A 14,480-nucleotide genomic window follows, 5' to 3' on the forward strand; every position below is an offset into this window, starting at 1 on the left:
AAACTGTAAGGTTATTGTAAGCTAAAACGATTTGTCAGATTCTTCACCTCTTTTATACTTAATGTAGATACTAAAACGAACGAAAAGGTGATAAATAGATGAAGAAGAAAAATAAAGTGTTAATTACTAGTGTAGTAGCAATCGGAATTGCAGCTGGATCATATTTTGCATTTGCTGGTGGTGGTTCAGAAGTAGCAATGGCATATAGCGGTTATAAAGTTACGGAAAAACAAATTGAAAATGCACAAAAATTTGGCGGTGAAGTCATTCCAAGCGGCATCGAAACAATTTCATTCGATCCAACAAAAGGTACGTATGAATTAGCTGTTAAAAAAGGTGATGAAGTGAAAAAAGGTCAGCTTCTGTTTAAATATAATGACCCTACCGCTAAACAAGGTGTAACGGAAGCAGAAATGCAAAAGAAAATCGCACAAAAAGAAGTAACATTGTTCCAAAAACAAATTGATGCAGCGAAACAAAAATTACAAAAAGATAAAAATGCAGGCCTTCCCGCTGAAGCATTAAAAGCATCAGAAATTGAAGTGCAACAATTAGAATCACAACTTGAAATGAAGAAGTTTGAAGTAGAAAAAGCTGATGAAATGATTAAAGCAGCAAAAGAAAAGGTAAACACCCTTTCTGTAACGAGCCCTACTGATGGTGTAATTGATGATATCGTAAAAACTACTGATGAAAAAACAGGTATGAGCGGCATTACACTTCGTCACGCTGGTCCATTTAAAGTAAAAGGTCAACTCTCTGAATATGAGCTTGCTAGTATGAAAGTTGGGCAAGAAGTAACTGTTTCGTCAAAAACGGTCGCTGGTAAGACTTGGACAGGAAAAGTAACAGAAATCGGTTCTACACCATTAAAGAGCATGGACGAAAATAAAACTGTTTCTAATTATCAATTCACTGTCACGTTAGATAATAGTGAAGAATTACAAAACGGATTCCATGTTTACGTAACGAGTAAATCTGGCGAAGCAACTGGTACAATTATTCCGAAAAGCAGCATCGTGAAAAAAGGTGACAAAAATGTTGTCTTCATTGTAAAAGATGGTAAAGCGAAAGAACAAGCGGTTACTGTTGAATTTGAAACAGATAGCGAAGCAAAAGTTTCTGGAGTGAAAAAAGGAGAGCAAATTATCTCTAAACCTGAAAAAGACTTAAAAGATGGTATGGAGGTCGTCGTTGAATGATTAACTTAAAAGGCATCACGAAATCCTTCCAAAACGGTGCAGAATCCGTTCAAATATTACACGGAATTGACGTAACACTGAACCAAGGTGAATTCACTTCTATTATGGGACCATCTGGTTCTGGTAAATCAACATTAATGAACATTATCGGTTGCTTAGATAAACCAACGACAGGTGCGTATGAACTAGCTGGTCAAAATATTTCAAACATGTCTGAGACAGAACTTGCACGCGTTCGTAATAAAGAGATCGGATTCATATTCCAAAACTTTATGTTACTACCAAGACTTACAGCAATGCAAAATGTTGAATTACCTCTTATTTATGCAGGTGTTGATAAAAAAGAGCGACGTGAACGTTCACTAGCAGCTTTAACAAAAGTAGGTTTATCTGATCGTGCTACTCACTTACCGAATGAATTGTCAGGCGGACAAAAGCAGCGTGTCGCAGTCGCACGTGCAATCGTAAATAACCCGAAATTTCTCTTAGCAGATGAACCGACGGGTGCACTTGATACGAAAACGAGTACACAAATTATGGACCTCTTTTACGAACTAAACAAACAAGGCTCAACAATCATTATGATTACCCACGATCGTGAAATCGGGGAAGCGGCAGCAAGGCAAATTGTAATTCGTGACGGAAATATCGTCCAAGATTGGAGAGGTTAATTTTGAACACGAGTGAAAATATACGCATGGCCCTTTCCTCTATCTTTGCTCATAAAATGCGTTCTATCTTAACGATGTTAGGTATTATTATCGGTATTAGCGCCATTATTACTATCATTTCAATGGGTGATGGTACAAACGCAAAGTTTAAAAAAGAATTAGGCCAAGGAAAAGATAATGAAGTAACGATTTACTACAACAACCCTGATTATGGAACAGATAGTGCCAAAATCACACCTGATATGCTAAACCGTCTTCAAACTGTGCCAGGCGTTAAAGATGTTTATCCAGATGTAAGTATGAAAGTAAAAGCATCTGCTGGTTCAAAAGATGTCTCTCTTGATTTAAAAGGTGGAACAGGCGCCTTTATGACAGATTCGAAAATAAAATTAGTTCACGGTCGTGAATTAAACGACAGCGAATTAAACCAGGCAATCCCTGCTGTTATATTAAATGAAGAAGCTTTCAACAAATTATTTAGTGGTTGGGAATCAAATCAATACACAGATATAAAAGGAAAGCCGTATAAAATAGTCGGTGTATACGAAACGAAAAACGAATTTGGAATGGCTATGCCTGAAGGTTACACATCACTTGAAAACGCGCCTGTCATTTCAGGAGTAAATGAGTATGACTCTGTAAGATTAACAATGACCTCTCCAACAGAACGTAAAAGTGTAGAAAAACAAGCCGTTTCTGTTTTAAACGAAATGAAAGCTCCTAAATTTGAGCACAAATTCGAAGCACAAGACTTAGGTGAATTTACGAAGCAATTAGACGAATCCATCGGTATGATGAAAATGGTATTCGGTGGTATTGCCGCTATCTCCTTACTTGTTGGTGGTATCGGTGTAATGAACATCATGCTTGTATCTGTAACAGAACGTACACGTGAGATTGGTATTCGTAAAGCTCTTGGTGCAACGCGCGGTAAAGTATTAACACAATTCTTAATTGAATCTTGTATTTTAACAGGACTCGGTGGTTTCATCGGATTCATGCTCGGTATCTTCTTCGCTTGGATCGTCTCAATCTTTGCCGGATGGCCACTCGTTGTCTCAAAAGAACTTGGACTCCTTGCAGTAGGTATCTCAATGTTAATCGGTATTATATTCGGTCTACTACCAGCTAACAAAGCTGCAAAACTTGATCCAATTGAATGTTTACGATATGAGTAAATAAAAAACGTAGGAGTTTACACTCCTACGTTTTTTATTTTATTGAAAGCAAATTCGATTTTATCGCTGTTTTATTAAAAATCTGTGTCTCTAACTTCTACTATATAACTCTGAAGCAATTCGCTAACTAATTCATAACAATATCGTCCCTTTAAATCATGTTTCTTCTATTATATATGTTTCATGTTGCGATTACCTTTTTATCCTTGCAGCTTCCATTTCACATTACAACCATCCTGCAATCCTATTATTGCAAAAATAATATGTAATAACACAAATTCAAGGCGTAATTTTTTCCATACTACAACTGATTTTGTAACAATTATATCTCTATTTCATTAAAATCACCCCTATATATACGACTTCACACACAAGAAGATTATATTTTCATAACTACATTACGATTCAAATAGTTAAATAACCCTTTTTTGTAACATTACAGAAACATTCGAGTAATATCAATGATACATTATTAATCTATTAGTAATTAAAAAAGTGTTGATTTTATGAATCATATGTTCTAACCCCCCAAAAAACGCAAAGAAAACGCTATCAGGATATTAATGGAATTATTACAGAATATTAATGCCTCGTTACGAATGCTTTGTAGTTTTGTGTTTTCCGCAAATAAGAAAATAATGGTTGCTATAATGAGGTCAACGAAAAACAAATGCAATGGAGGCTATTATGAAAAAATTTATGGGTATAGCAACAGCAGCGGTTTTTGGTCTTGGGATTTTCACAACATCTGCTAAAGCAGAAACGATTGTAACAACTGATGTACTAAATGTACGAGAAAACCCAACTACTGAATCAAAAGTTGTCGGAAAGTTATTAGATGGATATAAAGTTAACGTTTTACATACAGAAAACGGATGGTCAAAAGTTAAATTAAATAGTGGTAAAGAAGCTTTCATAAGCGCTGACTACACTAAAGATTCTTACTACGTAACAGCAAACGTATTAAACGTACGTGCTGGAGCGAATACAGATTCAGCGATTCTTGGTAAATTGAAAAAAGATGATGTAATCGAAACAACACACCAAGTACAAAATGATTGGATTCAATTTGAATATAACGGCCAAACAGCTTATGTACACGTTCCTTACTTAACAGGGAAAGCGCCAGTTAAAGTTCAGCCAGTAGTTAAAGCTGAAAAAGTAACTAACGTTCAAGATACTGCTAAAGTTCGTGAAGCAGTTAAAGCTCAAGAGACAGCTGAAGCTCAAGCAAAAACTAAAGCTCAAGAAGCAACTAAAGCTCGTGAAGCAGCTGAAGCTCAGGCAGAAGTTAAAGCTCAAGAAGCAACTAAAGCTCGTGAAGCGGCTAAAGCTCAAGAAGCAGCTAAAGCTCAGGCAGAAGCTGAAGCTCAAGCAGCGGCTAAAGCTCAAGAAGCAGCTAAGGCTCGTGAAGAGGCTAAAGCTCAGGCAGAAGCTGAAGCTCAAGCAGCGGCTAAAGCTCAAGAAGCAGCTAAAGCTCGTGAAGCAGCTGAAGCTCAAGAGGCTAAGGCTCAAGAGGCGGCTGAAGCTCGTGAAGCAGCTAAAGCTCAAGAGGCAGCTAAGGCTCAAGAGGCAGCTAAAGCTCGTGAAGCGGCTAAAGCTCAAAAACCAGCTACACAACAACCTGTTGCAAAAGAAACTGAGAAAAACACACAATCTTCTTCTCGTGAGTTACGCGTTGTAGCAACAGCTTACACAGCAGATCCACTTGAAAATGGTTACAAAGCAGGAGACCAAGTGAAATCAGCTATGGGTCATAACTTAACAGCTAATCCAAACATGAAACTAATTGCAGTTGATCCAAGTGTCATTCCATTAGGTTCAAAAGTATGGGTTGAAGGTTACGGAGTAGCAATCGCTGGTGATACTGGTGGAGCTATTAAAGGAAATAAAATCGATGTTTTAATGCCAGATAAAGGTACATCAAGTAACTGGGGACGCCAAACAGTTACAGTGAAAATTTTAAACTAATTAGTGAAAAAAAGAGTTAGTCTCATTATTGAGGCTAACTCTTTTTTTATGATTCTTACATTCTTTCTTTCTCTTGAAAGTAACTAATATGATCCCGAAGCCATTTTCTCTCTGACATAAACAAGTTTCCTCGTTTTTTATATACTTTATCAAACGTCTGTAAAACTTCCTCTTGATCGGCAAACTTATGTAAGAAACGGAGAGCGATGACAATCTCTGATTCATCAGTAGGCTCTACTTCATTTTTACGTCTTCTAGAAACAACTTTAGCTACACGTTCGCAAATTGGCTTAATCGCCATTTCGTCCCCATACGCATAAATAGCTCGAACAGCTTCGTATTTCACCATAACATTTCTATCCTTTAAAGCTTCAATATAAACTATTTGTAAGTCCGATCCTCTTATTTTTGCTAACACCTCAATAACGGTTGAACGAACATAAGCACTATCCCTATATAAAAGCTTTGTTAATGGAAGAATCGATTGATTTGTTCCAATCTCAAGCAACGTATAACAAATATTTATAATCTCATCTTTATTTTCTTCAGTATCCAGTAACTTTAGCAACGTACGTTCCGCTTCTAACGATTTACATAACTTTAAGGAAGAAACTGCCCAAAAGCGAACATTATCATTTTTATGATAAATATAAGGAATAATTTTATTTGTACTACTTACTTCTGGTAACGGATAAATATTACTAAGTAATTCACTTAACAGAGTCGGGCTCTCTTCATATTCCAAACGATTTATAAGGTAATCAGCAATACAGATTTCTTTCGTATTTATAGCGAGTTTCGTCATTAAATAATAAATATCTTTCTTCATAGATACCTTTTTTGCTTTTATTAACTTCTCCTGTAAATAAGGAAAAGTTAATAGGTCATTTAGCTCTTTTGCTTCATCATATGCACGATGCCATATATCTGTCTCTTCATCAGCCATCCGCCTTAATAAATCATCTATATACTCTTCCAACTCCTTCTCTCCCGTCCAAATTAAATCTATCTCTTTGCATTCTATATACGATAGATTACTATTTCAACAGAAAAAAGAGGATGCCATAGCATCCTCTCCTGCCCTTCCCTATTCCACACAAGTAAACTGTGTCCAAGCTCCTACATAATCTAGCAAGAATAACTCTTCTTCTGCAATTGTACCGACAATATTTTTCCGTTCATCTATCGGCATTTCTTTCAGAATGACTTGTAGTTCACCTTTATACTTTCCGAATAGGTTATTACCAATTACAACTTGACCTCTTTCCTGTCGTACACTTTCTCGCACTGGGAAATCGTCGTCTTTATACTTTTTACGTACTTCTGTAGAACGTACCATATATTCTGTTATGTCGCCGCGTCTTACGTGTAATTCTTGTAGCGTCGCTCTCTTCTCTACTTCAGTCGCGTCGTCTACAAAGTGTACCTTTAGCTGTAACATGTAACGATTTAAGCTTCCTAGTTTCTCTAACTCTTCTTCACTCGCATAAGCATTTCCGATAATAACATCATCAATAAGCCCTGTCGCCCATAAATGTTTCGCTTGTACTTCAATCGGTAAATTGCGATGTTGTTCTAACGTACATAATCCGTCATTAATATCCCATGGACCGATTTCAGCTGCATGTGACGTAATAAAGGCTGCCGTGCGAATACCGTGTTTTTTAAAGCGTTCACTACAGCGAATGAAATAATCATACGGAAGACCAGTGAATTTTTGCGGATAAAAATTATGGCAACCAATTAAAGCTGCTTTATTCGCTTGATGCGAAAGGATATTTTCTAAATAGGCAATATCATTACTTACGTTCAGTTCAATTTTTAAGCCGTACGGATTATTCGTCATTTTCGCTTCTGTTAATCCGTCAAATCCTACATCTAAACGAATACCATCTGCACCTAACTCTGCGAAGAATGATAGATCACTATAGCTAATACCAAGTTGATCGAATACTGCCGGAGCTACATCTAAAATAACTTCCATATTGTACTCTTTTGCATGATTAATAATTTCTTTAAATTCTGCTACAATTTCTTCTTTCGGACGATTCACAGACAGTAAACAAGTGAATATTCTTGAAAAACCGTGGCGTGCCGCTGCCGAAATGTATGCCATATCTTGTTCTTTCGTTGAATGCTCTGGATAAAGTGAAATTCCTAATTTACGCTCCATGCTTTTGCATCTCCTTCACACGTTGTATTAATGCCATGCTTGTAAATCTATATTTTGCAGATTAACATGTCGCACATAAAATCGTTGGTACGATGATAAAGTACGGTGATTCTAAACTAAATGCCACATAAGCTCCCATTGAACATCCGATAAATAATATCGACACAAGTAGTAAAACTAATAGCGATTTACTTTGTACCCATTTTGAATAATGTGCAATACACTGCCCCGCCACGAATGTAATTAAGATGATAATTGCTCCGAGCATTCTGTTTTCTCCTCTCCTGCTAATTGTTGTTTCTCATACATTTTGAAGAATGGATAGTAAATAACGAATGAGATAACAAAGTTAACAAGTACAAGTACACCGGCCATAATTGTCCAGTCCGTACTAATAATCGCTGCAATTGGTGCTAACATCGTAAACGGCAGCTTCGCCATCATCAGCGGAATCATACCTGAAACAACTGCGAAGTATGATACCGTCGTTGTAACTAACGGTGTAATAACGAATGGAATAATTAAGATCGGGTTCATTACAATTGGTGCCCCGAAAATAATTGGTTCGTTAATATTGAATAATCCTGGTACGAATGATAATCTACCTAACTCTTTTAAGAACTTAGATTTAGAGAACATAAACATAATTACTAAAGCTAACGTTGAGCCTGATCCACCGATCCATACGAACCATTGAATAAATTGCTCTGTAAATAAGTTTGGTAACTGATGTGCATTTCCTGTAGCCGTGAATACTTCCATATTTTCAAGAATTGCTGAATCCCACATCGGACGAATGATTGGTCCTAAAATCGCTGGGCCATGTATACCAAACGACCAGAAGAATACGATTAGGAATACTGTTAATAAACCACCGAATAAATTATTTCCTACTAATACTGATTTTAATGGTGCGATTAAATATGTGATTGTTGTGTTTACATCAAATTTCAAACCGTAACGAATACCCCAGAATAAAAGAATAACTACTAGAGTTGGAATTAATGCTGCAAACGAGTTTGCAACTGCTGGTGGTACACTATCTGGTAATTTAATCGAGATATTATGCTTAATCATAAAGTGATAAATTTCTACTGCAATTAATGCTGTAACAATTGCTCCGAATAAAGAAGTTGCACTTAATGTTCCTACTGAAATATATCTACCTGCATCAATAACACCTGGTACAGCTTTTGTTATTTGAATTGGTTCAACTGATGCTAGTAAAAAGGCGAGTACAGATAATAATCCTGCACTTAATTGATTGAGCTGATAAAAGTTCGCGAGTGAAGCCCCTACCCCAAACGCTGCGTATAATGCCATTAATCCTACTGTAAATCGGAATGGAATATCTAAAATATGGCGAAACGGTGCAATCCACTCCATATATGCATCAATTGGTAAATTTAAAAAGATAACGAAAAATGATCCGACAATCGTTAACGGTAACGTAGAAATAACTCCGTTTCGAATTGCTAATAAATGTCGTTGCCCCGCAATCTTTTGCGTTGTCGGCATAATCTTCTGTTCCATAAAACTCATAAAACCATTCATCGATAACCCTCCCTATGTTCAATGTGGCGAATCTTAAAAGTTATAACATTATAATGTTTATATTTAAAAAAATATAATTACGCTAAAATTAATTGTTCTGCTTGCTTAAGTACTTTCAAACCATCACACATGCCATAATCTCGTTGTTCTATAATTGCAACTGGTATATCATATGATTTCGCAAGAAACTCTACTGCTGGAAACAAATACTTCACCTGTGGTCCAATTAAAACAACATCAGCATTTTTTATTTCCAGTTTCACAAGTTCTGAATCGACTGCTTTAATTTTATAATCCTTCCCTTGTTTCTTTGCCTCTTCTTGCATTTTTCTTACAACCATACTCGTTGACATACCTGCCGCGCAACATAATAAAATGTACATCTTATACTGTCACTTTCTCTTCTACTCGTTTATGAAGAGTAATAAATTCTTCAGCAAGTTCTTTCACTGTAATGGCATTCATTAAATGATCTTGTGCATGCACTAACAGTAAACTGATTTCTGCATGATTTCCTCTTGCTTCTTCTTGAATTAAGTCTGTTTGAATACGATGAGCTGCTGAAATTTCTTCACTAGCAAGAGTCATCTTTTCACTCGCATTCTCAAAATCTCCTTTTCTTGCAAAAGCAATTGCTTCAAGCGCCGCGCTTCTCGCGTTGCCACCATGTAAAATTAACGCAAATGGAGTTTGCATATCAGTCATTTTAAATTCCCCCAAGCTATCTTTTTTCTATATTTTTATCTTATTATGAAAACGCATACAATTAAACATAAAAAACTTCCGTTATGTAACGGAAGTTTTTATATACTTTTCTTATAAAGATAATAATATCTCTTGGAAATCTGCAATTACTTCAGCCTGAGTTAATTTCTCTATCGTATTTTGACTAGACATAATATCGTATAAAAAATCATAAAGCTTTTGTAAATCTTCATTATTATTGCGCTTTACACTAAATAAAATAATAACTTGTACTTTCTTATCTCCCCAGTCAACTGCTTTATCAAGTGTACAAAACATCAAAAATGTTTTCTCACTTAATAACTGCATCGGATGCGGAATCGCAACTAAATTTCCAACCGCTGTCGGAGATGTATTCTCTCTTTCCATAACAGAATCATAAAAGTTTGCAGGTACATAACTTTTCACAGCAGCTTTCTCACATAAAAACTGAATAACCTCTTCTTTTGTAGAAGCACTACGATTTAAGAAGATCAAATCTTCCTTAATATATTGCTGCACACTACTATTCACATGCGTAAATAACTGCTGACCAATCGATTTAATCTCTTTATCATCAAATAATGAATTCACTTTTATAACTGGCACAGGCAAACCACTCGGTATATGAATCGTACTAATAATACAATCTATTTTATCTTTGTAAAGTTCTTCTACCTTCAATTGATAATAGCCTGTAATCCCTACAATCTCTAATTTATCCCGGAACTGTGATAGAATTTTATATTTCAATAGCTGTGCACTCCCTTGGCCAGTCGCACAAACTAATAAGCATCTTTTCTTTTGATTTTTTTCTTGCAAACGACTCATCGCTCCACCGAAATGAATAGCAATATAACCAATTTCACTTTCCGGAATCGACTCACCCGTATATTCACCAATTATGTCTCCAACAAGAACCGCAATTTCAAAGGCATATGGATAATTCTTTTTCACTTCTGCCAAAAGAGGATTTCTCGTATTTAATTTATATTTCAAACGGTTTAATAATGTTTTTAAATGAACACCAAACCCAAATAGTAATTCCTCATCATAATAAAAGGTAAGATTCCGTTCTTCCGCTACTTTGAAAAGAATATGCTGCATGAATGCATATACGTCTTTCCCTAATAGCTCTTCCACATTTTCATAGCGATCTCTCGCTGTAACAGCAGTACTTAATAAATGCATCGTCACATATAAAATTTCTTCTTCTGGAAATTGAAGTTCCAGCTCTTCCCCTAAATTCCCTAAAATCTGTTTCGCAATTTTATATTCTTTCTTTATTATAAGTTCAGATTCCTCTACATGCAGTGCTTGAATGTAATGATCATCCCTGCATCTCTTTAAAGCAATCGCAATATGAATTGATAAATTATCAATTTCTATATCTGATAAATATATCGTTCCTCCCTCGATATACTTTAGTATAACTGAGCGAATGAGAGAAATATGGGGTAACGATAAATATGTGTCCGTCTGCTCATAGTTCTCATGAAACGGAGTATGATCATAACGCGATAAACCATATTGTGATAAACAAGAACGAATATTAAATTCTTCTCCCACAATACGTATACCATAATATGGTCTTTTTTCAATTTGTAACTCATAGCGACTACAAATATCCGTAACATCTTTCATAATTAAATTTACAGTTGATTTACTCACATAAATCTCTTCTGCTAACTGTGAAAGCTTCACATATCCCTCTGTCGTTAAAATGCGTTGTAAAATGTACGCTACTCTTTCTTCATAAGAAGTTGGGATCTTTTCCACCTGTTTTTGAAATAGACTCACGCAAAACTCTTCAAATTTCTTCGTTTGTATAATTTCTAGTTCGTACCCAGTCCCTCTTTGCGATTCGATTTTCGCTCCGTTTTCTTCTAATATATCATTTAATAATTTTATATCCTTTTGAATCGTCTTCGTTGATACATGTAAACGGCTCGCTAAAAAAGCTCGATTTAACATCGATTTCTCTTCTAAAAACTCCTCTAAAATAGAAATTAATCGCTGATGCACTTTTGTCATAGCTCTTCCTCTCGCTCTTTATATAAAAGGGAAAAAGCCACTGAAATCAGTAGTTTTTTCCCTTTTATCCCCGATTAATGAAGGCTAATAATCAGTGAGGATCAACTACATTCCCACTGATTAAAGCTTCACTTTATCCCGCTCTCATTATTTCTTTAGTGTAAATCCAAATTTATCCCAAGCTTGTAAATAATCTAATAAGAAAATTTCTTCCTCTACAATTCGGCCAACTACATTTGTTTTTCCTGTATTCACCATATCTTTTAAAGCAATTTGCAATTCACCTTTATATTGACCATACTGTTCATTATCAATTAAAAGATCACCGCGCTTAATTTCGCGCGTATTATGCGGTTTGAACTCTTCTTTTTTATATTTCACACGACTTTGTGTAGAGCGAATCATATATTCAGATACATCTCCGCGATAAAAATGTGGTTCATCTAACACAATAATTTTTTCTAATTCTGTTGTTGTATCATATAGTCCTATATCAAATGTTTGTTTCTCTTTATTTAATGCACCTAGTGCTTGTAATTCTTCTTCTGAAGCATAAGCGTTCGCAATAATAACATCATCAATTAATTCTGTCGCAAATAGATGCTTCGCCTGTGTTGTCATCGGTAATTCACGGTGCTGCTCTAACGTACATAAGCCTTCCGTTACTGGCCAAGGCCCATATGTTGCATCAAATGATGAAATAAAAGCAGCGGTTCTCATACCGTAATCTTTAAATTGTTTCGAGCATTTAATAAAATGATCGTATGATAATCCTGAATAACGGTGTGGATAGAAATTATGACAGCCAATTAAATTTTCACGATTTGGTCTATGACTCATAATGTTATCTACATACTTCGTACCGTTACTCATATTAATCTCAATTTTTAAGCCATATGTATTGTACGTCATAATTGATTCTTCTAAACCTGAGAACCCAACATCTAAACGAATACCATACGCACCTAATTCATGGAAGAACGATAAATCGTTATACGAAATACCTAGTTGTTCAAACACAGCTGGACTAATATCAACTAATACTTGAAACCCTAATGCATTTGCATGAGAGATCGTTTCCTTAAACTCTTCTATAATTTTCTCTTTTTCGCCATCTACAGATAATAAACATGTGAATACACGTGTAAATCCGTATTTACTTGCTAATGTTACATACTCTTTATCTTTCTCTACTGTCGAATGTTCTGGATAAATAGAAATACCTAATCGTCTCATATGTACACGCCTCTTTCTTCATCATATTGTAAACCTTTTCAAATATATGTAGCGAAAAAGTATGTATCCCCTTTTCTTCCACTACAATTTGAATCCGCTTTCTTTAAAGAAAAAACAATTTCTATCATTCATAACAACTACTAGTCTATACATCTATACTTTACATCTTTTTTTCATAGTTGTGTAGCTTTTACACAAATTTGTCAGTTTTTCACCTGAAAAATTGTTATCCGCTTTCAAGACACCTTCCTTGACTGTTATGTTGACCAATACATATACTCGAAAGAACAGAGATAAAGTGAAACTTTGATCAGTGGGGGTTTTGTTCATCCCTCACTGATTATTAGTTGAACCAGTCGGGCTTTTACGGGCAGCCCGACTCCCACCTAACTTCTTTGCTCCAGCCGGATTTTGAGGTGGGAGTTTTACTGCCCGCAAATAGCGGGAAAACTTTTATATAGGGGATGAATATATGGGAGAGGCAATACTCGTAAAACGAGAACCGTTATGGACGAAAGAGTTTATTGCGCTAATTCTAGCAAACTTATGTATGTTTTTAGGATTTCAAATGTTAATTCCAACTTTACCTGTTTATGTGAAAGAAATTGGGGGCACAAGTTCAAATATCGGATTCGTTGTCGGCATGTTTACCGTTGCAGCACTTTTTATTAGGCCACTAACTGGAAATGCCTTGCAAAAATTCAACAAAAAAATCATTTTAATGATCGGTACCGCTATTTGTTTACTCGCTATGGGCAGTTATCTTTTCGCTTCAACCGTTTTCCTATTGCTTGCCGTTCGAATTTTACACGGAGCTGGTTTTGGTATTACAACGACTACATATGGAACTGTCGTTTCAGACTTAATTCCGCAAGCTCGCCGCGGTGAAGGCATGGGGTATTTCGGTCTTTCTGGAACTATTGCCATGGCGCTCGGTCCTCTTATCGGACTTTGGCTTATGCAAACATATAACTTCACGATTCTTTTTTTATGTGCACTTTCATGTACAATAGTTTCATTAATATTAACGAAGCTACTTCAAATCAAAAAATCGCCGCAACCACCACAGCAAACATCTGGTACCTTTCTCGATGGGTTTATTGAGCGTAAAGCTTTACTTCCTTCATTATTAATATTATGTATTACATTAATGTACGGGGGAATTGGGAGCTTTATCACATTATTTGCTACGGAAGTCGGGATTGCTGATATTAGCCTCTTCTTTTTATTTAATGCACTTGCAATCGCTGTAACCCGCCCGTTTTCTGGAAAATTATATGATACGAAAGGCCATACATTCGTCATCATTCCAGGAGTTATTATTACGTTTACAGGTATTATTTTGCTGTCGTATACAACTACAATTCCGAGCTTAATTATTGCAGCAGCGTGTTACGGAAGTGGTTTCGGAGCAATTCAACCCGCACTACAAGCGTGGATGATTGACCGAGTAGCACCACACCGACGAGGAGTCGCAACCGCAACATTCTTCTCAGCATTTGATCTTGGAATTGGTGCTGGAGCGATTATTTTTGGGTTCATTGCTCATTTTACAAACTATGCAACTGTATATCGTTATTCCTCTTTATTACTTATTGCTTTCTTGTTCATTTATATTACAAGTATAAGAAAACAAAAGCATGGAAATAAAAATACAGAAAAAGCTGCTGGATAATTCAGTGGCTTTTTTCATCCCACAATAACCTCATACTAATCAATACACGTTACACATTCCCCA

At 35.9% G+C, this 14,480-nt stretch carries 11 protein-coding genes and 2 pseudogenes; 5 read left to right on the forward strand and 8 right to left on the reverse strand.

The window, feature by feature from the left end; translation table 11 throughout:
- Positions 1 to 98: 98 nt before the first annotated feature.
- The 4 genes and pseudogenes from SJY24_RS26350 (at position 99) to entC (ending at position 5,022) form a co-directional block, all read left to right on the forward strand.
- Entirely contained in the window at positions 99 to 1,202 is a 1,104-nt protein-coding gene (locus SJY24_RS26350; RefSeq protein ID WP_377866757.1) for an efflux RND transporter periplasmic adaptor subunit, read from the forward strand.
- The gene (locus SJY24_RS26355; protein ID WP_377866758.1) at positions 1,199 to 1,873 is read left to right on the forward strand and encodes an ABC transporter ATP-binding protein; all 675 of its coding nucleotides are present in this window, start codon (positions 1,199 to 1,201) and stop codon (positions 1,871 to 1,873) included. The genes SJY24_RS26350 and SJY24_RS26355 overlap by 4 nt, the downstream gene beginning before the upstream one ends.
- Positions 1,874 to 1,899: 26 nt before the next feature.
- Complete coding sequence (locus SJY24_RS26360) at positions 1,900 to 3,051, forward strand: ABC transporter permease (protein ID WP_483861734.1); 1,152 nt, start codon at positions 1,900 to 1,902, stop codon at positions 3,049 to 3,051.
- 563 nt (positions 3,052 to 3,614) lie between these two features.
- A pseudogene (entC, locus tag SJY24_RS26365) lies at positions 3,615 to 5,022 on the forward strand (cell wall-binding protein EntC).
- Positions 5,023 to 5,077: 55 nt separating this feature from the next.
- Here entC and SJY24_RS26370 read toward each other — a convergent pair.
- The 8 genes and pseudogenes from SJY24_RS26370 to SJY24_RS26405 form a co-directional block, all read right to left on the reverse strand.
- A complete protein-coding gene (locus SJY24_RS26370; RefSeq protein ID WP_377866760.1) occupies positions 5,078 to 6,001 on the reverse strand; it encodes a HEAT repeat domain-containing protein in 924 nt (307 codons plus the stop codon).
- Between the two features lie 108 nt (positions 6,002 to 6,109).
- The gene (locus SJY24_RS26375) at positions 6,110 to 7,195 is read right to left on the reverse strand and encodes a DUF871 domain-containing protein (protein ID WP_377866761.1); all 1,086 of its coding nucleotides are present in this window, start codon (positions 7,193 to 7,195) and stop codon (positions 6,110 to 6,112) included.
- A pseudogene (locus SJY24_RS26380) lies at positions 7,185 to 7,463 on the reverse strand (hypothetical protein). Before SJY24_RS26380 ends, SJY24_RS26375 begins: the two are co-directional and overlap by 11 nt.
- The gene (locus tag SJY24_RS26385; protein WP_001013048.1) at positions 7,439 to 8,749 is read right to left on the reverse strand and encodes a PTS sugar transporter subunit IIC; all 1,311 of its coding nucleotides are present in this window, start codon (positions 8,747 to 8,749) and stop codon (positions 7,439 to 7,441) included. The pseudogene SJY24_RS26380 and the gene SJY24_RS26385 overlap by 25 nt, the downstream one beginning before the upstream one ends.
- 77 nt (positions 8,750 to 8,826) lie before the next feature.
- Positions 8,827 to 9,132, reverse strand: a complete 306-nt coding sequence (locus tag SJY24_RS26390) for a PTS sugar transporter subunit IIB (RefSeq protein WP_000275637.1) — start codon at positions 9,130 to 9,132, stop codon at positions 8,827 to 8,829.
- Between the two features lies 1 nt (position 9,133).
- Positions 9,134 to 9,454, reverse strand: coding sequence for a PTS lactose/cellobiose transporter subunit IIA (locus tag SJY24_RS26395; protein ID WP_377866762.1), 321 nt, complete (start codon positions 9,452 to 9,454; stop codon positions 9,134 to 9,136).
- Between the two features lie 111 nt (positions 9,455 to 9,565).
- Positions 9,566 to 11,506 (reverse strand): BglG family transcription antiterminator, encoded by a 1,941-nt coding sequence (locus SJY24_RS26400; RefSeq protein ID WP_377866763.1) that lies wholly within the window; start codon positions 11,504 to 11,506, stop codon positions 9,566 to 9,568.
- A gap of 147 nt (positions 11,507 to 11,653) precedes the next feature.
- Entirely contained in the window at positions 11,654 to 12,742 is a 1,089-nt protein-coding gene (locus tag SJY24_RS26405; protein ID WP_377866764.1) for a DUF871 domain-containing protein, read from the reverse strand.
- A 472-nt stretch (positions 12,743 to 13,214) separates the two neighbouring features.
- On the opposite strand from SJY24_RS26405, the gene SJY24_RS26410 reads away from it, so the two are divergent.
- The gene (locus tag SJY24_RS26410; protein ID WP_377866765.1) at positions 13,215 to 14,417 is read left to right on the forward strand and encodes an MFS transporter; all 1,203 of its coding nucleotides are present in this window, start codon (positions 13,215 to 13,217) and stop codon (positions 14,415 to 14,417) included.
- Positions 14,418 to 14,480: the final 63 nt, after the last annotated feature.

It is taken from the genome of Bacillus sp. R86525, assembly GCF_042466195.1.
Lineage (GTDB): Bacteria > Bacillota > Bacilli > Bacillales > Bacillaceae_G > Bacillus_A > Bacillus_A nitratireducens.

What these genes read in the sequence shown, in the direction of transcription:
- SJY24_RS26350 (WP_377866757.1), top strand. Translation starts at nt 99, where the DNA reads ATGAAGAAGAAAAATAAAGTGTTAATTACTAGTGTAGTAGCAATCGGA.
- SJY24_RS26355 (WP_377866758.1), top strand. Translation starts at nt 1,199, where the DNA reads ATGATTAACTTAAAAGGCATCACGAAATCCTTCCAAAACGGTGCAGAA.
- SJY24_RS26360 (WP_483861734.1), top strand. Translation starts at nt 1,900, where the DNA reads ATGGCCCTTTCCTCTATCTTTGCTCATAAAATGCGTTCTATCTTAACG.
- SJY24_RS26375 (WP_377866761.1), bottom strand. Translation starts at nt 7,195, where the DNA reads ATGGAGCGTAAATTAGGAATTTCACTTTATCCAGAGCATTCAACGAAA.
- SJY24_RS26385 (WP_001013048.1), bottom strand. Translation starts at nt 8,749, where the DNA reads ATGAATGGTTTTATGAGTTTTATGGAACAGAAGATTATGCCGACAACG.
- SJY24_RS26390 (WP_000275637.1), bottom strand. Translation starts at nt 9,132, where the DNA reads ATGTACATTTTATTATGTTGCGCGGCAGGTATGTCAACGAGTATGGTT.
- SJY24_RS26395 (WP_377866762.1), bottom strand. Translation starts at nt 9,454, where the DNA reads ATGACTGATATGCAAACTCCATTTGCGTTAATTTTACATGGTGGCAAC.
- SJY24_RS26400 (WP_377866763.1), bottom strand. Translation starts at nt 11,506, where the DNA reads ATGACAAAAGTGCATCAGCGATTAATTTCTATTTTAGAGGAGTTTTTA.
- SJY24_RS26405 (WP_377866764.1), bottom strand. Translation starts at nt 12,742, where the DNA reads ATGAGACGATTAGGTATTTCTATTTATCCAGAACATTCGACAGTAGAG.
- SJY24_RS26410 (WP_377866765.1), top strand. Translation starts at nt 13,215, where the DNA reads ATGGGAGAGGCAATACTCGTAAAACGAGAACCGTTATGGACGAAAGAG.